This window comes from Streptomyces stelliscabiei, assembly GCF_014873495.1.
Classification (GTDB): Bacteria; Actinomycetota; Actinomycetes; order Streptomycetales; family Streptomycetaceae; genus Streptomyces; species Streptomyces bottropensis.
Genome location: NZ_JADBGF010000001.1, coordinates 3,305,458 through 3,326,041 on the forward strand (window position 1 = coordinate 3,305,458; position 20,584 = coordinate 3,326,041).

Consider the following 20,584-nt stretch of genomic DNA (forward strand, 5'->3'; position numbering starts at 1 on the left):
ACCCGCCCACGCAGAAGGCCGCGCCCCGGTGCACGAACCGGGGCGCGGCCTCGTCTGTCGCTGTCCGCGGTGTTACAGCCGCAGCAGCCGTTCGGTCAGCTCCCGGTAGTCGCGCAGGGCGAGGCGGAGCTGTTCGGTGTCGGTGGAGCCGTGGCCTGCCGCCGTGGTCTCCCAGGAGGTGCGCAGGGTGCGGCGGCGCTGGGTCATCGCGTCGGTGAAGCGGGCGGTGACCTCTTCGAGGACCTGGTCGGCCTCCTCGACGGCGGACCGGGGCTCGTCGACGAACCCGCCGACCGCGTGCTGCAGCCGCGTCGTCAGCTTGTCGGTCTCGTCGTGGGGCAGGAGATCGGCGCCCCCGGAGCGGGAGCCGCCGGGGGTGGTGCCCCTGGTGCGGTCCTCGCCGCGGTCCCGGCCGGGCTCGTCTTCGGCGCCCAGCGTCCGGCCGACACGGTCGTCGGTGCGGCCCTTGGTGGTGTCGTGCCCCGCGACGAGCGGGGCCCCGGTACCCGTGCCGGCCGCAGCGCCGGTCGCGTCGGCCGTCCGCGTGCCCGGCGCGATCCCGTTGCCCCGGACCCCGTCACGCCTCGGGTCCGTGCCCGGTGTCTCGCGCGTGCCGCGTTCCCGGATGCCGTCGCCCCTGGTCATGTCGTCAGTCATCGTCCTCAACTCCCCTTCGCGTGGCGCCTGGTGAGCGCCCATGGCAGATGGGACCGGTGGTGGCCGTCACCGGCCGCTCCGTCGCGCTCGTCGTGCCGCACCGTGCCGTCGTGGTGGGCCGGGTCCTGTCGCCCGGCGGTGTCGTGCCGGTCCGCGCGCGCGTCCCGGCGGCCCGGTGTCACCAGGTCCTCGAACAGGGCGCGGGCCTCGATCATGGCCTCGCGCATCTCCTCGGTACCGGTACCGGTACCGGGGCCGGCGCCGTCCACGGTGCCGGTACGGCCGTGGGCGCCGTCGCCGGTGGTGTGCGCCGCAAGGTGCACCCTGCGGTAGCCGTGCACATGGTGGGCGTGGTGGACGGACAGCGCCTCCACCTGGGTCTCGTAGTGGCCGCCGTCCGGGAAGCCGCGCGCCGCGGCCACCTCGGAGAGCAGCCGGTCGGCCTCGGCGACCGCCTCACGGGGCGAATCGACGAAGCGTTCCTGGGCTGCCGCCCAGCGGGACTCGTAGCGTTCGCGCTCCGCGCTCGGCAGCGCACGCTTCTCCATCGAGCCGTGCCGCTTCACCCGCTCCGCGAGCTCCCGGGCGGCGGCACGCTCGTCGCCGTCATGGCGGGTCACGGTCCGGTCGTACTCCGGTCCGAACCGCCGCTTCAGCGATCCGCCGCCACCCGTACCCGCACGGGCACGCCCGGCCAGGACGGCCGCCACAACGACCACGACCGCCACGATCACGATCAAAGCGATGATCAAGCCTGTGGACATGAATGCCTTCCAGAGTCCTCGGCCCGGGCGTCTCGCCCCATCGGGCCGTTTCGGACCGGGTTGCCCGAACCCGGTCGTTCAAACGGCAAGCGCGTGGGAGGCGGACAACGGCGTAAATCGTTTGCGGGCCACCCGCCCCCGCTTCCGACAATGACCGCCATGACCCACAGCGCCCCCGTTCCCCACCTCGCCCACCCCGCTCGCACCGTCCCCACGCCGCCCGGCTGGTCCGTGGCCGAGGAGCCCTACGACTCCCCCGTGGCCGCCGCGCTCTGGCGGGCGTACTACACCGAGGTCAGCGACCGCTGGTACCTGCTGCACGAGGGGCACGCCACCGACCCGGACGAGCTGGAGCGGGAGATCGCGGCGGACGCCGGGGAGTATCTGGCGCCGCCGGGCGGGCTGCTGCTGGTGGCGCGCTACCGGGGCGAGCCGGCCGGGACGGCGGGGGTGCGGCTGACGGACACCGCGACGGCCGAACTGAAGCGGGTCTTCCTGCTGCCGCAGGCGCGCGGCAGGGGCGGTGCCGCGCTCCTCGTGAACGCGGCCGAGGACGCGGCCCGCGCACTCGGCGCCGAGCGGATCGTCCTCGACACCCGCGGCGACCTGGTCGAGGCCCGCGCGCTGTACGCCCGGCTGGGTTACGAGGAGAGCGCCCCGCACAACGACCAGGCGTACGCGGAGCACTGGTTCACGAAGACACTGACGTAGACGTGGGGGCCGCGGGGGGCGGGGGTGGCGTGGGCGGCGTACCCGAGGCCGTCCCGCCCGACGGCCGTCGCGTGATCGCTCCGTCGTCGTGCGGGCGTTCCGCGTCCGAGCCGCACAGCTCGGCGTTGAGTTCCCCGACGAGACGGATGAGGTCGGTGGGGCGGTCGGGCCCCCACCAGTCGCCGAGGAGTTCCGTGAGGGAGTCCTCGCGGGCCTGGGCGAGCCGGTCGGCGGCCTCGTGGCCGGCGTCGGTGAGGACGAGGTCGATGCCGTCGCGGCGGGCGAGGCGGCGCTCCTCCACCTGCCGCGTCGCGGCCATGATCACATCGAGCGGCACGGTGCTGCGTTCCGCGAGCACGGCCGGTTCGGCCCAGCCGTACCGCCGGATCCGCAGCAGCAGCCAACTGCTGGCGGGCAACAGGTCGTAGCCGGCCCGTGCGGTGATCTTCCGGTAGACCTCACGGCGGCCCTCCCGCGACCCGAGCACCGACAGCGCCCGGCACACCTCGTCGTACGACGACCGCTCGACCGGGTTGCTGGCGAGCGTCTCCGTGGCGTCGGGCGCCGTCACGGAGGCCCGCAGCCGGTCCTCGCGCAGGAACCAGGCGAGGACGAAGCCGAGCAGGGCGACCGGAGCCGCGTAGACGAACACGTCGGTGATGGAGGAGGCGTACGCGTCGAGGACGGAGGGGCGCAGCGAGGCCGGGAGCCGGCCGATCTCGCGCGGGTCGGCCTGCAGCCCGTCCACGCTCACGCCGGAGGGGAGCGCCGCCCCGTCGAGCGCGTCGGTGAGCTTGGCGCCGAGGTGTCCGGCGAAGACCGTGCCGAAGACGGCGACGCCGAACGAGGCGCCGATGGACCGGAAGAAGGTCGCGCCGGAGGTGGCGACGCCGAGATCCTCGTACGGGACGGCGTTCTGCACGACCAGGACGAGGACCTGCATGACGAGACCGAGCCCGAGCCCGAAGACGAAGAGGTACGCGCTCATCTCACCGGTGCCGCTGTCCGCGTCGAGCTGGTGCAGGAGCAGCAGGCCGAGCGTGGTGACGGCCGTGCCGGCGACGGGGAAGACCTTCCAGCGGCCCGTACGGCTGACGATCTGCCCGGAGACCGTCGAGGACAGCAACAGCCCGAACACCATCGGCAGCATGTGCACACCCGACATGGTCGGTGACACGCCCTTGACGACCTGGAGGAACGTCGGCAGATAGGTCATCGCGCCGAACATCGCGAAGCCGACGACGAAGCTGATCACGGCGGAGAGGGTGAAGGTGCGGACGCGGAACAGTTTGAGGGGCAGGACGGGTTCGGCGGCCCGCCGCTCGACGGTCACGAAGACGACGACGAGCAGGACGGCCAGGACGGAGAGGCCGATGATCTGCGGTGAGTCCCAGTCCCAGGTGGTGCCGCCGAGGGAGGCGACCAGGACCAGACAGGTGGCCACGGAGGCGATGAGGAAGGTGCCGAGGTAGTCGATGACATGCCGTTCGGCCCGGCGCGGGATGCGCAGCGCGGCGGCGATGACGAGCAACGCCACCGCTCCGACGGGCAGGTTGACATAGAACACCCAACGCCAGCTCAGATGCTCGGTGAACAGCCCGCCGAGCAGCGGCCCGAGCACACTCGTCGCGCCGAAGACCGCGCCGAACAGCCCCTGGTAGCGCCCGCGTTCGCGGGGCGGGACGAGATCGCCGACGATCGCCATCGACAACACCATCAGCCCGCCGCCGCCGAGCCCCTGCAGGGCCCGGAACCCGATCAGCTGCGGCATGTTCTGCGCCGCCCCGCACAGCGCCGACCCGATGAGAAAAATCACGATCGCCGTCTGGAAGAGCCGCTTGCGGCCGTACTGGTCGCCGAGCTTGCCCCACAGCGGGGTAGCCGCCGTCGCGGCCAGCATGTACGCCGTGACCACCCACGAGAGGTGCTCCAGCCCGCCCAGGTCGCTCACGATCGTGGGCAGCGCCGTCGACACGATCGTCTGGTCCAGCGCCGCCAGCAGCATGCCCAGCAGCAGGGCCCCGATGGAGACCATCACCCCGCCGGGCACCCCCTCGGCGACGGGAACGCCCTGGCCACGGGGGCCGGGCGGGGGCGCGCCCCCGGCGGCGCGGCCGGTGTCGCCGGTGCCGTCACCGGTGCTCGCGGTGCCGGCACGCGCGTCGGCGGCGGCGTTCGCGTGCTCGTCGCCGCCGTCGGCGGGGGCGTGGCTGGTGTCGTCGGTCATGCAGACCTCCCGTGGGGCCGAGGGTCTCCCACAGCGTGCTCGTACAACGTCCTTGGGTTTCCTCTTCCTCCATGTCCATTCCATCGTGGTCGGTGTGACCGGTTATGGCCTGTCGAGCTGTTCCGGAACCCTTGATTCCAAGGGCAACTGGGAGATTCTGTGTCGGCCATTTGCTTAAACTCTGGAGTCTTCACGGGGAGGAACGACACGTGAGTGAACCGACCAGTCACATATGCCCGGAATGCTCCACCCCCCGGGCCTCGGACGGCACGCCGTCCTGCGCGTGCGGCCGCCGCGCGTCCGAGGCCCTGCTCGAAACCCGTACGGCCGAGGCGGCGGCCGCGGAGGACTTCGACCCCCTCCGGATTCGCCCGTACGTGGAACTGGGCGAGGAACGCGACGGACACGACGGGCGCGACGGTTCGGCCGTCGCGGCGGGTGACGGACGGGGACCCGACCGGACGTCGACGATCGCCATGCCGATGACCACGGCGGCGACAGCGGCCACGACGACGGCGACAACGGCTCCCGGGCCGGACCCGACGGACACACGGGCGTTCGGCCGACAGGGTGAGGGCGCGGGCGGGGCGGGATTCGACGTGTGGGGCACGTCGAGTACAGCTGGTACGTCCGGTGCGCCAGGTGCGGCGGGTACACAGGGTGCGGCGGGTGCGGCGGGTGCGCCGGGTACACGGGGTGCGTCGCACTCCGCCGCTTCGACCCGGGCACTGTTCCCGGCACCGCCGTCGCAGCCATCGACGCGGGCCTCCTCGCCGGACGCCGCCGCGGGGCACCCCGTACGTCGTCGGCGACGCCGCCGGGCGGGGATCGCCGTCGTCCTGGCCGGTACCGCCGCCGCGGGGGTGATGGCCGCCGCCGGGTTCGCGAGCGGACTGTTCTCGTACAGCGCCCCGGAACGCGACCGCGCGCTGCCGGACGACCTGCGGGCGAGCGCCCCGGACGCGTCGCCGGACGGGGAGGCGTCACCGGCGGGGCCGTCCGGGGAGGGCGGGGGCGGGGCGCCCGCACCGGCGCCGGGTGGTGGCGCGGGTAAGGCGACGACCCCGAGCCCCACGCGGAGCCCGTCCCCTTCGCCCTCGGCGTCGGAGGCGTCCGGCTCGCCGTCGCCGTCGGTCTCGGCCGACCCCACGCAGAGCGGCTCGCCCAGCGCCGGCGCCTCCACCGGCTCGTCGGCCACCGGCTCGGACGGGTCGAAGGACAGCCGCATCGTCGCGCCCAAGACGCTCCGCCCGGGTGACGACGACCCCGAGGTCAGCGAACTCCAGCTGCGACTGCGTCAGTTGGGCCTCTACACCGGTGACATCGACGAGAACTACGACGATCAGGTCGAACAGGCCGTCCTCTTCTACCAGAGCAGCCGCGGCATCACGAAGGACCAGGACGAGCCGGGCGTCTACGGCCTGGTGACCCGGGAGCGGCTGGAGTCCGAGACGAAGCAGCCGTGACCGACGGGGCGGCGCGGAGCCCGGGAGCGACGGGGCCGACGGGGGCCGTGCACGATCGACGGGGCGGCGCGGGGGTCGGCCGACGTCCCCTCGTCGTGGGTGATGCAGGATGAGGACATGAGCATCGTCAAGATCAATGTCCTCACTGTTCCGGCGGAGCAGCGCGAGGTGCTGGAGAAGCGGTTCGCCTCCCGCGCCGGAGTGGTCGAGAACTCCGACGGCTTCGAGTGGTTCGAGCTGCTGCGTCCCGTCGACGGCACCGACAACTACCTCGTCTACACCCGCTGGCGCGACGAGGCCGCCTTCCAGGCGTGGATGGACGGCCCCATGAAGCAGGCCCACCAGGGCGGCGGCGACCGCCCCCGGCCGGCCGCCTCCGACTCGTCCGTCTGGACGTTCGAGGTCATCCAGCAGACGGGCGCGAAGACCGCTTCCTGACGGACACCGTCACCGGTACCACCAGCACTCCCCACACCCACCCCCTCGCCCCCGTCCGACGGCTGCGCAAGCGCCGCCGGGCGGGGGCGAGCCGGTCCCGCCGAGTACCCACCTTTTTGTGGGTACTTGGCGAGCGGAGCCCGTCGGGCGACCCTTGTGGAGCAGGAGCGGCCGACAGGTCGCACGGCACGGACCAGGGGACCGAAGGCGAACGCGATGAACACGACGGCGACGGCGATCACAACGATGAGGCAACGACGATGCCGACGATGACGACGGCGTGAGGCGTCACGAAGCCGGGCGGCACACGGTCTCGTCCTCGACCCCCGTGAGGGTCTCCAGGCGCCGGTGCCCCCAGTCCGACAACGGCCCCAGCGCCTCGGAGAGTTCACGGCCGAACGGGGTCAGGCTGTACACGGTCTTCAGCGGCAGCACGTCGTGCACCTCCCGGTGCACGAGCCCGTCGGCCTCCATCTCCCGGAGTGCCTGAGTCAGCACCTTCTCGCTGAGGCCCGGCAGTATCCGGCGCAGTTCACCCGGGCGGTGCGGGCCGGACTCCATCAGCCAGAGCAGCGACGTCTTCCACTTGCCCTCGATCACGGCGATCGCCGCGGTCACCCCGCAGACATTCGGGTCCTGGGCACGTTTGCGCGACATTCTCGCTCCCCCTCGCCCCGTTCGTGGCGAATCGACAACCCACCTATTTTCCACAGGAGTTACCGAGTCATGCCCGCACACACCGTAGAGCCCACCAGCAGCGCCACCGGTACGGCCACCCCCGCCCCCGCCGTCACCGTACTCGGCCTCGGTCCGATGGGCCGTGCCCTCGCCGACGCGTTCCTCGACGCCGGGGTGCGGACCACGGTCTGGAACCGCACGCCGGGCCGGGACGCCGAACTGGTCGCGCGGGGCGCGGTCGGCGCCGGGTCGGCCGAGGAGGCGGTGGCGGCGAGCGCGCTGACCGTCGTCTGCGTCGTGAACTACGACGCCTCGGACGCGATACTGCGAGACCCGGCGGTCACCCGGGCCCTCAAGGGCCGCGCGGTGGTCAACCTGACCGCCGACACCCCGGACCGGGCCCGCTCCACCGCCGGCTGGGCGGCCGAGCACGGCGTCGACTACCTGGAGGGGGCGATCATGACGCCCACGCCGACCATCGGCACGCCGGACGGTGTGTTCCTCTACAGCGGAGCGGCGGACCTCTACCGCACCCACCGGCCCGTGCTGGACACGCTCGACGGCACCCACACCCACCTCGGCGAGGAGATCGGCCGAGCGGCGACGTACGACATCGCGCTGCTCGACCTCTTCTGGACCTCGATCGCGGGCTACACCCACGCCCTGGCGCTGGCCCGTGCGGAGGGGGTCGGCGCGCGGGAGCTGACCCCGTTCGCCCAGGGGATCGCCGCGATCCTCCCGGCGCTGTTCGAGGCGGGGGCGGAGGAGGTCGACAGCGGCCGGCACTCCGGCGAGGGCAATCCGCTCACCTCGGCGGTGTCGACCATGGCCCACATCGTCCAGGTCTCCGAGTCCCACGGTATCGACGCGAGCATCATGCGGTCGGCCGAGGGCCTCGCCCGCCGAGCGATAGCCCGAGGCCACGGCACGGACGGCTTCACCCGCCTGACGGACGTCCTCGACGACCCCGAGCCGATCACCCCCGTCCGGCCCTGACGGGTAGGGCGACGGCCGACGCCGTCCGGGGAGCCCCGGAACCCCCGCCCCACCCTCCCCACAGACACGGACGGTCCAGGCGGCCGCCGACCCGCTCGCCGCCGGTCGGCACCGCCGAGAGCCGAAACCTGGCCCACCGACCGGCGTGGGCGGGGGGCCGGCGTGGGCGGGGGGGCCGGCATGGGCCGGGCCTACCAACAGGGACACGTCGGCCGCCCCGCCAACCCGCCAACCCGCCAACCCGCCAACCCGCCAACCACAGAAACGTCTGCGATGCGCGACCGGCCATCCCACGGTTCGGCCTCACGACGACACCGGCCGGCTCTGCCCGGAAGCCGGAACACCGACATCACCGCGAGGGGGCGCGGGCACCCCGCCCATCCCCCTCAGCCGCGCACGTGCAGCCGTACCGCCCCGTCGCCCGCCACCTCGACCCGCACCGCCGTCAGGTCGGGCGCCACCACGTCCGGGCCGTGGGACCGTGCGCGCTCGCCGATGCCGACGACCCGCATCCCCGCGGCGCGCCCCGCCGCGATGCCGGCCTCGGAGTCCTCGAAGACGACGCAGTCCTCGGGCGCGATGCCCAGTTCGGCGGCCCCCTTCAGGAAACCCTCGGGGTCCGGCTTGCTCGCACCCACCGACTCGGCGGTGACGCGCAGTTCGGGCAGCGGCAGCCCGGCCGCGGCCATCCGTGCCGTGGACAGCGGGACGTCCGCCGAGGTCACGAGGGCGTGCGGCACGCCTCCGGCGACGAGGGCGGCGAGGAACTCCGGCGCGCCGGGTATCGGGACGACACCGTCCACGTCGGCGGTCTCCTCGGCCAGCATCCGCGCGTTCTCCGCGAGGTTCTCCGCCATGGGCCGGTCGGGCAGGAGGACGGCCATGGTGGCGTACCCCTGGCGGCCGTGGACCACCTTCATGATCTCGGTGCCGTCCAGCCCGTGCCGCTCGGCCCAGCGTCGCCAGACCCGCTCGACGGCGGCGTCCGAGTTGACGAGGGTGCCGTCCATGTCCAGCAGGAGGGCGCGGGCGGTCAGAACGGTCGTGGCCGTCATCAGCAGCTCCAAAACGCGAGGGGCGAGCAGGGGCCGCGGACGATCGGGCCCGGCGAGGCGGCCCGCAGGGACAAGGCGGCCCCGCCCACCGGTCAGGGAATGCGGGCGGGAGCCACTTTGTTCACCCACGGTACAAAACAAACAGGGTTCCCCGCCACCCCGTCACCCGCCCGGCCCCTCATCCCGTCACGGCCTCCCACAGGCTCCACACGCCAAGCCCCAGCATCAGCACGGCCGCGACCTGCGTGATCAGCTTCAGCGGCACCCGCTTCATCAGCGCCTTTCCGCCCAGGATGCCCAGCCCCGCGACGGCCCAGAGGGCGAGCACCGCGCCGAGTCCGACGGACAGCGGGTCGTCGTACCGGGCGGCGAGGTTCGCCGTCATGATCTGCGTGAGATCGCCGAACTCGGCGACCAGGATGAGCATGAACCCCGCCCCCGAGACCTTCCAGAAGCTCTGGTCCTCGGGCCGCCGGACCTCCGCGTCGTCATCGGCCCCGCCCTTCGTCCTGAGCAGCACCGCCGCGCCGCCCAGGAACAGCACGCCGGTCAGCGCCTGCACGATCTGTTGCGGCAGCAGGGTGAGGACGCTGCCCGCCGCCACCGCGAGCACCACATGCACGGCGAAGGCGGCGGCGACACCGGCGAAGACGTACGAGGCGCGGTAGCGGGTGCCGAGGACGAGACCGGCGAGCGCGGTCTTGTCGGGGAGTTCCGCAAGGAAGACGACGCCGAAGACGAGCGCCGTGACACTGAAGCTGATCAAGGTTCCTCAGACGGTCGGGCCACCCCACCGAGAGAAATCATCCGCTGACGCGACATCGACACCTCGGCACGGCAGCACACGGACGGTCCGTACCGGGCGGCACGGACGGTGCACTGCTTGCCGAAGGTCTCGCTGGCCGGTTCCGGTCGACGGAACCTGCCTCCGGGCGCCGGCTCAGACGAGCTGAGCAGTATGTCGACGGTCCGGCGAAGAGCTACTCCCCTTCTGCGCCGTCCATGGTACGCCGGTCGCGCGAGGGGCGGGTGCGTCGGGGGTACACAGTCGACCGCGGGTCCGGTGAGGGCTTCTCGCGACCCTGCTTTTGAGGGGCGCGGGGAACTGCGCGACCAGCCCCCACCGGGCCCGCACCGCACCCGCACGCCACCCGAACCCACCCCACGCCCCACCCGCCCACGCCGGAGGCCCCGGCATCAAATCACCGCCGCACCCCTTGTCGTGTCATGCACACGTCACTAGCTTCTCACCAGACGCACATCCGCCGGTAACACAACGACGCGACCCTTCAATCGCTCGCGCCCCCCACCGCCCCGCCCCGCTCAACATCCCCGGCCCCACAAGGAGTTCACATGCGCAGGTTCTACGCGCGTCGACGAGTCAGCATACTCGCGGCGCTCAGCGGATTGATAGCCTCCGCCGCGCTCTTCAACGCCCCCGCCGCCTCCGCCGCGCTCCCCACCCCGGTCAGCGCCGCCACCGCCCGCTCCTACCTCGCCACCCTCACCGTGGCGGCCGAGGACCGCACCGGGTACGACCGGGACCTGTTCAACCACTGGATCACCATCAGCGGCACCTGCAACACCCGCGAGACGGTCCTCAAGCGCGACGGTACGAACGTCGTCACCAGCTCCGCCTGCGCCGCCACCAGCGGCAGCTGGTACTCCCCCTACGACGGCGCCACCTGGACCGCCGCCGCCGACCTGGACATCGACCACCTGGTGCCGCTGGCCGAGGCCTGGGACTCCGGCGCCGGCGGCTGGACGAGCACCCAGCGCCAGAACTTCGCCAACGACCTCACCCGCCCCCAGCTCATCGCCGTCACGGACAACGTGAACCAGTCCAAGAGCGACCAGGACCCGGCCGAGTGGATGCCGTCGCGCACGGCGTACCGCTGCACGTACGTCCGCGCCTGGGTCCAGGTGAAGTACTACTACGACCTCTCCGTCGACTCCGCCGAGAAGAGCGCCCTCACCAGCTACCTGGCGGGCTGCTGACCCACCCGCCCGGCGGGCCGCCGTCGTGGCCGTCCGCGGCGCGTCCCCGGATCCGGCGAACAATGTGGCCCGGAAACGGTCCGGAACCTCGCCGATCGCCTCCGTCGTTCCGTACCGTACGGGGCGACGGAGGAAGGTGATCGCGATGACCGGGCTACGCCTGGGACCACTGCTTCGCTATGTGGACGGCTCGTCCGCGACCGTGTGGATCGAGGCGAGCCGTCCGTGCGTCGCCGAGGTACGGTGCGCCGGCGGCGGGCGCGGCGAGGCCCGCACGTTCCAGATCGCCGGCCACCACTACGCGCTGGTCCCGGTGACGGGCCTCACGCCGGGCACGGCCTCGGCGTACGAGGTCCTCCTGGACGGGGCGCCCGTGTGGCCGGAGCCGGACTCCCCCTTCCCGCCCTCCGAGATCCGCACCCCGGCCGAGGGCGACACCGTCCGGGTCGCCTTCGGCTCCTGCCGCTGGGCCGCGCCGCCCGCCGGCGAGCCCGACCCGGTGGGCCCCGACGCGCTAGACACCCTGGCGGTCCGGCTGGCCGCCGTACCCGGGGCCGAGCGCCCCGACGTGCTCCTCCTCCTGGGCGACCAGGTCTACGCGGACGAGACCTCCAAGGCCACCCGCCGCTGGCTCGCTGCCCGCCGCGACCTGAAGGAGCCGCCGGGCGACCAGGTCGCGGACTACGAGGAGTACACCCACCTCTACTACGAGTCCTGGCTCGACCCCCAGATCCGCTGGCTGCTCTCCACCGTCCCCAGCTGCATGATCTTCGACGACCACGACGTCATCGACGACTGGAACACCAGCGAGTCCTGGCTCACCGACATGCGGGCCACCCCCTGGTGGCGCGAGCGGATCCTGAGCGGCCTGATGTCGTACTGGGTCCACCAGCACCTCGGCAACCTCTCCCCCGTCGAACTGGCCGCCGACCCCCTGTACGCCGCCGTACGCGCCACCCCGGACGGCACGGACGCGCTGCGCGCCCACGCCGCCACGGCCGACGAGGACCCCGCCTCGGTCCGCTGGAGCTACCGGCGGGACTTCGGACGCGTACGCGTGCTGATGCTCGACAGCCGGGCCGCCCGCGTCCTCGACGAGCGCGACCGCTCGATGCTCAACCCCGGCGAGGCGCGGTGGCTGCGCACCCAGGCCCTGGACGCGCGCGGCTCCTACGACCATCTGCTCATCGGCACCTCCCTGCCCTGGCTCCTTCCCCACCTCGTGCACGACGCCGAGGCGTGGAGCGCGGCCTTGTGCCGGGGCGAGCGCGGGGAGCGCTGGGCGCGGTTCGGGGAGAAGCTGCGCCGGGGCGCCGATCTGGAGCACTGGGCGGCCTTCCCCTCCTCCTTCGAGGACCTGACCCGGCTGATCGCCGAGGCGGGTACGGGCGACGACGCCCCGGCGACGGTGCTCGTGCTCTCCGGGGACGTGCATCACGCGTACGTCGCCGAACCGTCGTGGCCGAAGGGGGTCACCTACGGTGGGGCGGGGCGTCCGGGCGGCGGCCCCGACGCGCGCGTCCTGCAACTCACCTGCTCGCCCGTGCACAACTCCATCCCGCTCTCGATAAAGCTCGGTTTCCGCTTCGGCTGGAGCGGGACGGGGCGGGCGCTCGGCCGGTGGTTCGGGCGGCACGGGCGAGGTGCGCGGCCGTCGATCGACTGGCGCCGGACGGACGGCCCCTGGTTCGGCAACCACCTCATGACGCTGACGCTGCGGGGCCGTTCGGCACGGCTGCGGCTCGACCGCGCGCGGGCCCGGCGGGACGGCGGGGCGCGGCTGGAAACGGGATCCGACTCGACGCTCGCCCCTTAATCCACCTGTTGCGCACGGTTGTCACCCCTGTTGTCCGAGATGCCCGTGAGGCATCCCACACCTGACGCGCCCAGGGGTTTCAGAGCCCTGTTCCCGTGACGTACGGCGGCATGATGAGGCGGACCGTCCGCTTCCCGGCGGGCGGTCCGCCGCGCCGCGCCCCACCATGCGCCCCACACGCACGGGAGTTGCCCCTTGCCGGACATTCCAGGTTTCCCAGGGACCAGTGACATCGGCATCGCTCTCGTCGGCGCCGGCCCGCGCGGCACCAGCGTCCTGGAACGCCTCTGCGCCTCCGCCCCCGAACTGCTCCGTCCCGGCACCCGTCTGACCGTCCACGTCGTCGACCCCGCGCCGCCCGGCCCCGGCCAGGTCTGGCGCACCGACCAGTCCCCCCACCTGCTGATGAACACGGTGGCCTCCCAGGTCACCCTCTTCACCGACGACAGCGTGGACTGCTCGGGCCCGATCCGGCCGGGCCCGAGCCTGTACGCGTGGGCGACCGGCCGGGAGGGGGACATCCTCGGCCCCGACGACTATCCGACCCGGGCCCGGTACGGGCGTTATCTGGAGTGGGTCTTCGCCGAGGTGGTGCGCGGCGCGCCGCCCGAGATCCGGGTCGAGGTGCACGGCACCCGCGCGGTCCGCCTCGACGACGATCCCGAGGACGCCGGCGGCGGCCAGCGGCTCACCCTCGCCGGCGGCCGCGTGCTCACCGGCCTCGCCGCGGTGGTCCTCACCCAGGGCCACCTGCCCACCCTCCCGGACGGAGCCGAGGCCGACCTGGCCGCCCACGCCACCCGCCACGGCCTGCGCCACTTCCCGCCGGCCAACCCGGCCGACCTCGACCTCTCCCCCCTCGCCCCGGGGGAACCGGTGCTGCTGCGCGGCCTCGGCCTCAACTTCTTCGACCACATGGCCCTGTTGACGACCGGCCGGGGCGGCCGCTTCGTCCACGATGCCGCGCAAGGGAGCCTGCGGTACGCCCCCTCCGGCCGGGAGCCCCGTCTGTACGCCGGTTCCCGGCGCGGTATCCCGTACCAGGCACGCGGGGACAACGCCAAGGGCCCCTACGGCCGCCACACCCCGCTCGTCCTGACCCCCGAGGTCGTCGCGGCCTTCCGTAAACGCGCGGACTCCGGCGAGGCTCCCGACTTCCTGGCGGAGATATGGCCGTTGGTGGCGAAGGAGGTCGAAACGGTCTACTACGAAGGGGTGTTGAAGGCACCCCGCGTCGGCGAGGCACCTGGCCCAGGAGCGGACCTTCCCTTCCGCGACCGTTTCCTCGCCACGCCCCACCGCTCCGCCCAGGAGTCCGCCGTTCTGGAGGAGTTCGGGGTCGAGGAGGCGGACCGGTGGTCGTGGGACCGGATCGCGCGGCCGTACACGGGGCGGGAGTTCGCGGACGCGGCGCAGTGGCGGGAGTGGCTGCTGGAGTATCTGCGGCAGGACGCGGCACAGGCCGCGCTCGGGAACGTCGACGGGCCGGTGAAGGCCGCGCTAGACGTGCTGCGGGACCTGCGGAACGAACTGCGGCTGATCGTGGACCACGGCGGGCTGGCGGGCGCGTCGCGCCGCGAGCATCTGGACCGCTGGTACACGCCGCTCAACGCCTTCCTGTCGATCGGCCCGCCCCGCAGCCGTGTCGAGGAGATGGCCGCGCTGATCGAGGCCGGTGTGCTGACCGTGCTCGGCCCCCGGCTCGACGTACGGCCCGAGGGCGGGGCCTGGCTGGCGCGCTCGCCCGAGGTGCCGGGGTCGGCGGTCCGGGTGACGACGGTCGTCGAGGCCCGGCTCCCCGAAGCGGACCTGCGCAGAACCGCCGACGGTCTGCTCGCCCACCTGCTCGCGACGGGAGGGTGCCGACCGCACCGGACGAACGGTTACGAGACGGGCGGACTGGACGTGACCCCTCGCCCTTATCACCTGATAGACCGTCAAGATCGCTCGCACGCAAGGAGGTTCGCGTTCGGTGTGCCCACGGAGGGCGTCCACTGGGTGACGGCGGCGGGCGCGCGCCCAGGAGTTGATTCGGTCACACTTTCGGACGCCGATGCCGTGGCGCGAGCGGTTCTACGTGCGGCGACGCCTGGGACAACGCCCGGTGGGCCGGTGCGGAGCTGGCCAGATGTTGAACTTGTAAGCATCGATTAGGCCTGCCTACCGTGGTGACTCACCGGTAAGAACCGTCCCCACTGGTCCCACAAGGACCGGGTCACTACCGAAGGAGTCCCCCACATGACCGGACGCCTCAACAGCGCCCAGCCATACGTCCTCGGACTGTTCCGCATCGTCATCGGCCTGCTCTTCGCCTGCCACGGCGCCAAGAGTCTCTTCGGCATCCTGGGCGGCGTGGACGGACAGGGCGCGACCGCCGCCGCGGGCACCTGGCCCGGCTGGTACGCGGCCGTGATCGAACTCGTCGGCGGCACGCTGGTCCTCCTCGGCCTGGGCACCCGCGGTGCGGCGTTCATCGCCTCGGGCGCCATGGCCTACGCGTACTTCAAGGTCCACCAGCCGCAGGCCCTGTGGCCGGTCGAGAACGGCGGGGAGGGCGCGGCCCTGTACTGCTGGGCCATGTTCCTCCTGATCTTCACCGGCTCGGGCGCGCTCGGCCTCGACCAGTTCCTCGCCCGGCGCCAGGCCGCGTCCGCGGGCAAGGCCGACAGGGGCAAGGCGCCCGTAGCGGCCTGACCCGCCCCGGTCACCACCGGCACGAACGGCCCGCCGGGGGTACCACTCACCCCCGGCGGCCCCACCCGCCCCCTCTCCCCTCGCCCCTCTCCCCGCGCCCCCGATCCGAGCCGAGCCGTTGAACACGGTGTGACAGACACATGAGCCCCAGCGGGCCTTCTGTGCCACCCGGGGCGTACGCTGTTCGGCTGTCACGGGTTACGTGACGCCGGGGGAAAACAGGAGAGTGCGCGGTGCTTGAGAGTCTGGGCTGGCTGGCCGTCGGCCCATGGATCTATGCCGTCGTGGGCGTGTCCATCGTGCTGGACGTGTTCCTCCCGGTCCTGCCGAGCGGCGTCCTGGTCGTCACGGTGGCGACGGCGGCCGCGGCCGAGACGGCGGCGGGGGCGATGGCCCGCGAGGTCCCCGACATCCTGGTGCTTCTGCTCTCGGCGGCGACCGCGTCCGTACTCGGTGACCTCGTGGCGTACCGGCTCGCCTGGCGGGGCAGTGCCTGGCTCGACCGTGCCATCGCCCGTTCCCGCCGCCTGACGACGGCGCAGGAACGTCTCGGCGCCGCGCTCGCCCGGGGTGGGGGCCTGCTGGTCGTCGTCGCCCGCTTCGCCCCCGCCGGCCGGTCCGTCGTCTCCCTCGGCGCCGGCGCCGCCCGCCATCGCGCCCGCGACTTCCTGCCCTGGTCCGCCGTGGCCGGTCTCGCCTGGGCCGCCTACAGCGTCGCCCTCGGCTACCTCGGCGCGCAGTGGCTCGGCCCGACCTGGCTCGCGACGGCGGTCTCCCTGGCGGCCCTCTTCGGCGCGGGCGCCGGGGCGGCGTACTTCATGCGCCACCCACGCACCACGGACTGACGTCCGCGCGGGTCCGCGTACGTCGCCGGGCGCGAGCCGAGGCCCCTCACCATCCAGCCCCGCCCCACCCCACCGCCCTCCAGGGGCGCGGGGAACTGCGCGACCAACCCCCACACCCACCCGCAGCCAACAACCCCACCCAGCCCCTCAGGCCCGCAGGGCCAGGGCTTCCAGGGGCGCGGGAACTGCGCGACCAGCCCCCACCGACCCGCAGGCAAGGACCCCAACCCAGGGGCAGCCAAGCCCGCCCAGCCGAAGGCAGGGCTGGGGAACTACCCGGCCCGCCGCGGAGCGCCCCGTACCTCCAGGCCGTCCAGCAACTCCGCCGTCGCCGCCGCGATCACCTCCACTGCGTGGTCGAAGACCTCACGGTTGTGGGCGGCGGGCGCGCGGAAGCCGGAGACCTTGCGGACGTACTGCAGGGCGGCGGCACGGATGTCGTCCTCGGTGGCCTCTTCGGGCAGGACGGGCGGACGAAGGGTCTTGATGCTGCGGCACATGCACCCAGTCTCGCGCGTACGACCGCCCAACCCCAGCCCGGCCACCCAGGTCACCGCCGTACCCAAGCGGCCCCTTGGGCATCGGCAAGTTTCCCCGAGGATTGACTCCGCCAGCCACCCCTTGTGATCATCACCGAGCCCGCCTCGACCCCACCCGGCGGCGGACAGAAACGAGGGGATCATGACGAACGAACGGCTCACGGTGGCGGTCCTGGGCCCCGGCGGCGTCGGCGGCCTGCTCGCCGCACTGCTGGCCCGCGCCGGGAACCGGGTGATCTGTCTGGCCGGGGAGACCACCGCACAGCTCCTGCGGAGAGACGGCATCGAGGTCACAAGCCCCCGCTTCGGCGAGTTCACCGCCCGCGTCGAGACCGCGACCCAACTCGGCGAACCAGTGGACGCGGCCCTGATCGCGGTGAAGCACACCAGCCTGGCGACGGCCCTGGACCGGCTCCCGGCACGGGCCCTGGGCCCCGGCACCCTGGTCGTGCCGTTCCTGAACGGCGTCGAGCACCCGGCACTCCTGCGCGCCCACTACGGCGACACCGCCGCCGTCGCCCCCGCCACCATCCGCGTCGAGTCCACCCGCGTCGCCCCCGGCGTCATCGAACACGGCAGCCCCTTCGCGGAGGTCGACCTGACCGGCGACACGGTCCCCCGCGACCGCCTCAACCCCCTTGCCGGGGCCCTGGAATGGTCCGGCGTGGGCGTCCGCGTCCTCGCGGGCGCGACGGACGAGACGGCCGTGCTGTGGGCGAAGATGTCGTTCCTGGCTCCGTTCGCCCTGCTGACGACCCGCCACGGCCTGCCCCTGGGCGAGATCCGCACACACCACCGTGCGCAACTGACCGCCCTGGTCCAGGAGACGGCGGCGGTCAGCACGGCCGCCGGAGCCCCCGTGGACCCGGCCGAGGCCCTGCGCCGATACGACGCCTTCCCGCCCACCACCAAGTCCTCCATGCAGCGCGACGCCGAGGCCGGCCGGCCGCTCGAACTGGACGCGATCGGCGGCGCGTTGCTCCGCGCGGCCGAGCGGCACGGCGTCCCCGTACCCGCGACGGCCGAGGTGGTGGCGGAGCTGCGCGCGGCGGGTCACTGAACGAGCACCGGACGATGACCGAACCACGAACGGAAGACGAACGGAGACGACAGGACGACGACAGGACGGCCACCCGCGTCGGCCGGTGGCCGGCCGCCTACACCCCCCGCACCCCACCCCCCACCCGCACCGCGTGCCGGGCCACCGTGTCGGCGAAGGCGCGGGCCGGTGGTGACAGCGCATCCCAGCGCCGTACGGCCCAGCCGACGGTGAGCGGGGGCAGATCGGGGACCGGGACGAAGCGCAGCCCGGGGCGGCCGGGGCCGGTCCAGCCCGGGAGCGCGGGGACGACGGCGGGCCCGACACCGAGTTCGGCGAGGAGGATCGCGGTGTCCCAGTCGGCGACACCGGCGCCGGAGGTGCTGACGGAGATGCCCAACTCCCGGTAGGCGGCGTCGAGATGGGCGTACGAGGTGGAGTTCTCCGGCAGTCCGATGAGCCGCATCCCGTCCAGCTCCGCGCCCGCCACCCGCTCCCGCCCGGCGAGTTCGTCGTCGGAGCGGACCGCGAGCACCCAGGGCAGCTCCGCCACCGGCCGCTGCTCGATGCCGCGCACGGCGGGTCCGAGGGTCAGCCAGGACAGGTCCAGGTCGCGCGCCGGGTCGGCCAGCGCGTCGCGGCACCCGGCGCTGGACCGTACGGTCTGGAACTCCAGACCCACGTCCGGGTACGCGCGCCGGAAGTCGACGATGCCCTGGGCCATGAAGTGCCGCACGGTCGTGCCGCCGGTGGCGATCCGTACGACACCGCCGTCGCCGCGCACCATTTCGGCCAGTCGGCGCAGGGCGAGGTCGAGGCCGCCGATGCCCTCGGCCGCCGCCTCCTGGAGCACGCGTCCGGCCCGGGTGGGCACGACCCCGCGGGCCTGCCGTTCCACCAGCCCGACGCCGGTCTCCCGCTCCAGCCGCCGCACGTGCTGGCTCACCGCCGACTGGGTGCAGCCCAGGTCACGGGCCACCGCGCTGAGACTTCCGGCCCGGCAGACGGCGACGAAGACACGGAGATCGTCGAGGGTCATGCGGGGACGATACCCAAGGTCGAGCTTGGGCGATGAACCCACTTCCCAGGGCCCCCTCCCCCACCTCACCCGTTCGTATGAAGCGGAGGCCGAAGTGCCAGAAGGAACTCGCATCCCAAAATCGAACAGGCGTAGCATTGCCGTGTGGCTAAGACCTATGACTTCCCCAGCGACCTCCTCGCCGGTCAGGAGGAGCTGCATCAGGTCCGGGCCGAGCTCCTGGCACTGCTGAAGCGGCTGCCCTGGTCGGTCGAACCCCTGGACGGTTTCAGTGACGACAACGGCTGGCGGAAGATCGAGCGGCCCGCCTCCCCGGGCTGGACTCCCGACGAGCAGGCCGAGGTGGAGAAGCTCCGCGAGCGCGAGCGTGAACTGGCGGTCTTCGTGAGCTGCCACCGCTTCTGGGCCGAGGTCGCCACCGAGGAGAAGGTCGACGCCCGGACCCGGCTGAAGCACACCCGCGAATCCTGAACACGACCGCACACGACCGACGACCGCCGGACAGACCGAACACGCCTGAGCCCGCCCGGACATGACGAAGACCCCGGCCGACCGGCCGGGGTCTTCGTCTCCACGGTGGGCATGGACGGTTTCGAACCGCCGACATCCTGCTTGTAAGGCAGGCGCTCTACCCCTGAGCTACACGCCCGAGTACGAGTCGACAGCCTACATCGCGCTGGCCGGTGCCCGGCAAACCGATAGTCGGGGGTTATCCCCACCCTTGTTCCGGGAGCGGCCCGGATCCCCCTGCGGACCCCCGCTCCGTACGGTCGAAAGGACAGCGCGGGACCAGGCCCAGGGGGAGATCGTCATGGCACGCACGGCTCGTACGGATCGCAGCTCACGCCGGGGCGCGGTGGCCGTCGCCGGCCTCGCCGTCGCGCTCATGGCCTCCGTCGCCGCGTGCGGGGCGGACGCCGGGGAGGACAGGGACCCGGAGCACCGGAGCTTCGCCCTGGAGGGCCGCACGCTCACGGTCGACTCGGACGACTCCGCGCTCGAACTGGTCGCGGCGGACGTGGACGAGGTCGAGGTGACCCGGTGGTTCGAGGGCCGGGTCATGGTCGGCGGGAAGCCGCGGGTGACGTGGGAGATGAAGGACGACCGGCTGAAGCTGCGGCTGGAGTGCTCGGGCATGGTCGCCGACTGCGCGGCCAAGCACCGCATCGAGGTGCCGCGCGGCATCGCCGTCGTGGTGCGCAGCGACGACGGGAGTGTGGCCGCCAAGGGCTTCGCGGAGCCGCTGGAGGTCCGGTCGGCCGACGGCGGTGTGCGGGTGAGCGACTCCACCGGTCCGCTGGAGCTGCACACCGACGACGGTTCGGTGCGGGCGCTCGGTGTCGCCTCGCGGAGCGTCAGGGTGAGCACGCAGGACGGTTCGGTCGCGCTCGAACTCGGCGTCGTGCCGGACCTGGTGGAGTCCCGCAGCGACGACGGCTCGATCAGCATCGGGCTGCCGCGTGACGCGTCGTACCGGGTGGAGACCGGCAGCGAGGACGGTTCCGTGGAGGTGTCGGTCCCCCGTGACCGGGACAGCTCCCACGTGGTGACCGCCCACACCGAGGACGGCTCGGTGAAGGTGCGCGGCACGGACTGAACACCGCCCGGCAAGCCCGAACCGA

20 protein-coding genes and 1 tRNA gene are annotated in these 20,584 nt (G+C 73.0%); 12 read left to right on the forward strand and 9 right to left on the reverse strand.

Annotated features, from left to right (window positions below; all coding sequences use genetic code 11):
- Positions 1-72: 72 nt before the first annotated feature.
- The gene (locus H4687_RS14425; RefSeq protein WP_046917792.1) at positions 73-657 is read right to left on the reverse strand and encodes a hypothetical protein; all 585 of its coding nucleotides are present in this window, start codon (positions 655-657) and stop codon (positions 73-75) included.
- Between the two features lie 5 nt (positions 658-662).
- Positions 663-1,421 carry a hypothetical protein gene (locus tag H4687_RS14430; protein WP_050398283.1) on the reverse strand — a complete coding sequence of 253 codons (759 nt, stop codon included), beginning with the start codon at positions 1,419-1,421 and terminating at the stop codon, positions 663-665.
- 150 nt (positions 1,422-1,571) lie between these two features.
- Here H4687_RS14430 and H4687_RS14435 point away from each other — a divergent pair, with 150 nt between their 5' ends.
- Entirely contained in the window at positions 1,572-2,132 is a 561-nt protein-coding gene (locus H4687_RS14435; RefSeq protein WP_078907167.1) for a GNAT family N-acetyltransferase, read from the forward strand.
- On the opposite strand, the gene H4687_RS14440 is transcribed toward H4687_RS14435, so the two are convergent.
- Positions 2,113-4,359 (reverse strand): MDR family MFS transporter, encoded by a 2,247-nt coding sequence (locus H4687_RS14440; RefSeq protein ID WP_050398282.1) that lies wholly within the window; start codon positions 4,357-4,359, stop codon positions 2,113-2,115. The two genes, H4687_RS14435 and H4687_RS14440, sit on opposite strands and share 20 nt — an antisense overlap.
- 209 nt (positions 4,360-4,568) lie before the next feature.
- On the opposite strand from H4687_RS14440, the gene H4687_RS48040 reads away from it, so the two are divergent.
- Both H4687_RS48040 and H4687_RS14450 read left to right on the forward strand, forming a co-directional pair.
- A complete protein-coding gene (locus H4687_RS48040) occupies positions 4,569-5,825 on the forward strand; it encodes a peptidoglycan-binding domain-containing protein (protein ID WP_050398281.1) in 1,257 nt (418 codons plus the stop codon).
- A 117-nt stretch (positions 5,826-5,942) separates the two neighbouring features.
- The gene (locus tag H4687_RS14450) at positions 5,943-6,263 is read left to right on the forward strand and encodes an antibiotic biosynthesis monooxygenase family protein (protein WP_050398302.1); all 321 of its coding nucleotides are present in this window, start codon (positions 5,943-5,945) and stop codon (positions 6,261-6,263) included.
- A gap of 288 nt (positions 6,264-6,551) precedes the next feature.
- Here H4687_RS14450 and H4687_RS14455 read toward each other — a convergent pair whose 3' ends face one another.
- Complete coding sequence (locus H4687_RS14455) at positions 6,552-6,920, reverse strand: winged helix-turn-helix transcriptional regulator (protein ID WP_050398280.1); 369 nt, start codon at positions 6,918-6,920, stop codon at positions 6,552-6,554.
- Positions 6,921-6,989: 69 nt separating this feature from the next.
- Between H4687_RS14455 and H4687_RS14460 the strand changes: the two genes are divergently transcribed.
- Positions 6,990-7,937: an NAD(P)-dependent oxidoreductase gene (locus H4687_RS14460; protein WP_050398279.1), complete on the forward strand. Its 948-nt coding sequence runs from the start codon at positions 6,990-6,992 to the stop codon at positions 7,935-7,937.
- Between the two features lie 386 nt (positions 7,938-8,323).
- On the opposite strand, the gene H4687_RS14465 is transcribed toward H4687_RS14460, so the two are convergent.
- Both H4687_RS14465 and H4687_RS14470 read right to left on the reverse strand, forming a co-directional pair.
- A complete protein-coding gene (locus H4687_RS14465) occupies positions 8,324-8,992 on the reverse strand; it encodes an HAD-IA family hydrolase (protein ID WP_046914679.1) in 669 nt (222 codons plus the stop codon).
- Between the two features lie 178 nt (positions 8,993-9,170).
- On the reverse strand, positions 9,171-9,758 hold the full coding sequence (locus tag H4687_RS14470) for a TMEM165/GDT1 family protein (protein WP_046914680.1): 588 nt from the start codon (positions 9,756-9,758) through the stop codon (positions 9,171-9,173).
- Between the two features lie 587 nt (positions 9,759-10,345).
- Between H4687_RS14470 and H4687_RS14475 the strand changes: the two genes are divergently transcribed.
- From H4687_RS14475 to H4687_RS14495, 5 genes are all read left to right on the forward strand, one after another.
- Positions 10,346-10,990: an HNH endonuclease family protein gene (locus tag H4687_RS14475; RefSeq protein WP_050398278.1), complete on the forward strand. Its 645-nt coding sequence runs from the start codon at positions 10,346-10,348 to the stop codon at positions 10,988-10,990.
- Positions 10,991-11,135: 145 nt separating this feature from the next.
- Positions 11,136-12,806: an alkaline phosphatase D family protein gene (locus H4687_RS14480; protein ID WP_046919888.1), complete on the forward strand. Its 1,671-nt coding sequence runs from the start codon at positions 11,136-11,138 to the stop codon at positions 12,804-12,806.
- Between the two features lie 195 nt (positions 12,807-13,001).
- The gene (locus H4687_RS14485) at positions 13,002-14,960 is read left to right on the forward strand and encodes an FAD/NAD(P)-binding protein (protein ID WP_046919886.1); all 1,959 of its coding nucleotides are present in this window, start codon (positions 13,002-13,004) and stop codon (positions 14,958-14,960) included.
- 84 nt (positions 14,961-15,044) lie between these two features.
- Complete coding sequence (locus H4687_RS14490) at positions 15,045-15,500, forward strand: DoxX family protein (RefSeq protein ID WP_050398277.1); 456 nt, start codon at positions 15,045-15,047, stop codon at positions 15,498-15,500.
- 233 nt (positions 15,501-15,733) lie between these two features.
- Positions 15,734-16,345, forward strand: coding sequence for a DedA family protein (locus H4687_RS14495; protein WP_050398276.1), 612 nt, complete (start codon positions 15,734-15,736; stop codon positions 16,343-16,345).
- Between the two features lie 272 nt (positions 16,346-16,617).
- On the opposite strand, the gene H4687_RS14500 is transcribed toward H4687_RS14495, so the two are convergent.
- Positions 16,618-16,845, reverse strand: coding sequence for a DUF2277 domain-containing protein (locus tag H4687_RS14500; RefSeq protein WP_005478730.1), 228 nt, complete (start codon positions 16,843-16,845; stop codon positions 16,618-16,620).
- A 181-nt stretch (positions 16,846-17,026) separates the two neighbouring features.
- On the opposite strand from H4687_RS14500, the gene H4687_RS14505 reads away from it, so the two are divergent.
- The gene (locus H4687_RS14505; RefSeq protein ID WP_046920247.1) at positions 17,027-17,944 is read left to right on the forward strand and encodes a ketopantoate reductase family protein; all 918 of its coding nucleotides are present in this window, start codon (positions 17,027-17,029) and stop codon (positions 17,942-17,944) included.
- A 97-nt stretch (positions 17,945-18,041) separates the two neighbouring features.
- Here the strand turns inward: H4687_RS14505 and H4687_RS14510 are convergent, their stop codons facing one another.
- Positions 18,042-18,962 carry a LysR family transcriptional regulator gene (locus H4687_RS14510; RefSeq protein WP_050398275.1) on the reverse strand — a complete coding sequence of 307 codons (921 nt, stop codon included), beginning with the start codon at positions 18,960-18,962 and terminating at the stop codon, positions 18,042-18,044.
- 144 nt (positions 18,963-19,106) lie between these two features.
- Here H4687_RS14510 and H4687_RS14515 point away from each other — a divergent pair, with 144 nt between their 5' ends.
- On the forward strand, positions 19,107-19,433 hold the full coding sequence (locus tag H4687_RS14515) for a hypothetical protein (RefSeq protein WP_013004011.1): 327 nt from the start codon (positions 19,107-19,109) through the stop codon (positions 19,431-19,433).
- Positions 19,434-19,539: 106 nt separating this feature from the next.
- Here the strand turns inward: H4687_RS14515 and H4687_RS14520 are convergent.
- A tRNA-Val gene (locus H4687_RS14520) sits at positions 19,540-19,611 on the reverse strand.
- A 162-nt stretch (positions 19,612-19,773) separates the two neighbouring features.
- Between H4687_RS14520 and H4687_RS14525 the strand changes: the two genes are divergently transcribed.
- Positions 19,774-20,559 carry a DUF4097 family beta strand repeat-containing protein gene (locus tag H4687_RS14525; RefSeq protein ID WP_046920122.1) on the forward strand — a complete coding sequence of 262 codons (786 nt, stop codon included), beginning with the start codon at positions 19,774-19,776 and terminating at the stop codon, positions 20,557-20,559.
- The last annotated feature ends 25 nt before the right edge of the window (positions 20,560-20,584 follow it).

Coding starts and splice junctions, on each gene's coding strand:
- H4687_RS14525 (WP_046920122.1), top strand. CDS start 19,774: ATGGCACGCACGGCTCGTACGGATCGCAGCTCACGCCGGGGCGCGGTG.
- H4687_RS14505 (WP_046920247.1), top strand. CDS start 17,027: ATGACGAACGAACGGCTCACGGTGGCGGTCCTGGGCCCCGGCGGCGTC.
- H4687_RS14480 (WP_046919888.1), top strand. CDS start 11,136: ATGACCGGGCTACGCCTGGGACCACTGCTTCGCTATGTGGACGGCTCG.
- H4687_RS14455 (WP_050398280.1), bottom strand. CDS start 6,920: ATGTCGCGCAAACGTGCCCAGGACCCGAATGTCTGCGGGGTGACCGCG.
- H4687_RS14435 (WP_078907167.1), top strand. CDS start 1,572: ATGACCGCCATGACCCACAGCGCCCCCGTTCCCCACCTCGCCCACCCC.
- H4687_RS14465 (WP_046914679.1), bottom strand. CDS start 8,992: ATGACGGCCACGACCGTTCTGACCGCCCGCGCCCTCCTGCTGGACATG.
- H4687_RS14500 (WP_005478730.1), bottom strand. CDS start 16,845: ATGTGCCGCAGCATCAAGACCCTTCGTCCGCCCGTCCTGCCCGAAGAG.
- H4687_RS14490 (WP_050398277.1), top strand. CDS start 15,045: ATGACCGGACGCCTCAACAGCGCCCAGCCATACGTCCTCGGACTGTTC.
- H4687_RS14425 (WP_046917792.1), bottom strand. CDS start 657: ATGACTGACGACATGACCAGGGGCGACGGCATCCGGGAACGCGGCACG.
- H4687_RS14450 (WP_050398302.1), top strand. CDS start 5,943: ATGAGCATCGTCAAGATCAATGTCCTCACTGTTCCGGCGGAGCAGCGC.
- H4687_RS14510 (WP_050398275.1), bottom strand. CDS start 18,962: ATGACCCTCGACGATCTCCGTGTCTTCGTCGCCGTCTGCCGGGCCGGA.
- H4687_RS14440 (WP_050398282.1), bottom strand. CDS start 4,359: ATGACCGACGACACCAGCCACGCCCCCGCCGACGGCGGCGACGAGCAC.
- H4687_RS14460 (WP_050398279.1), top strand. CDS start 6,990: ATGCCCGCACACACCGTAGAGCCCACCAGCAGCGCCACCGGTACGGCC.
- H4687_RS14475 (WP_050398278.1), top strand. CDS start 10,346: ATGCGCAGGTTCTACGCGCGTCGACGAGTCAGCATACTCGCGGCGCTC.
- H4687_RS14430 (WP_050398283.1), bottom strand. CDS start 1,421: ATGTCCACAGGCTTGATCATCGCTTTGATCGTGATCGTGGCGGTCGTG.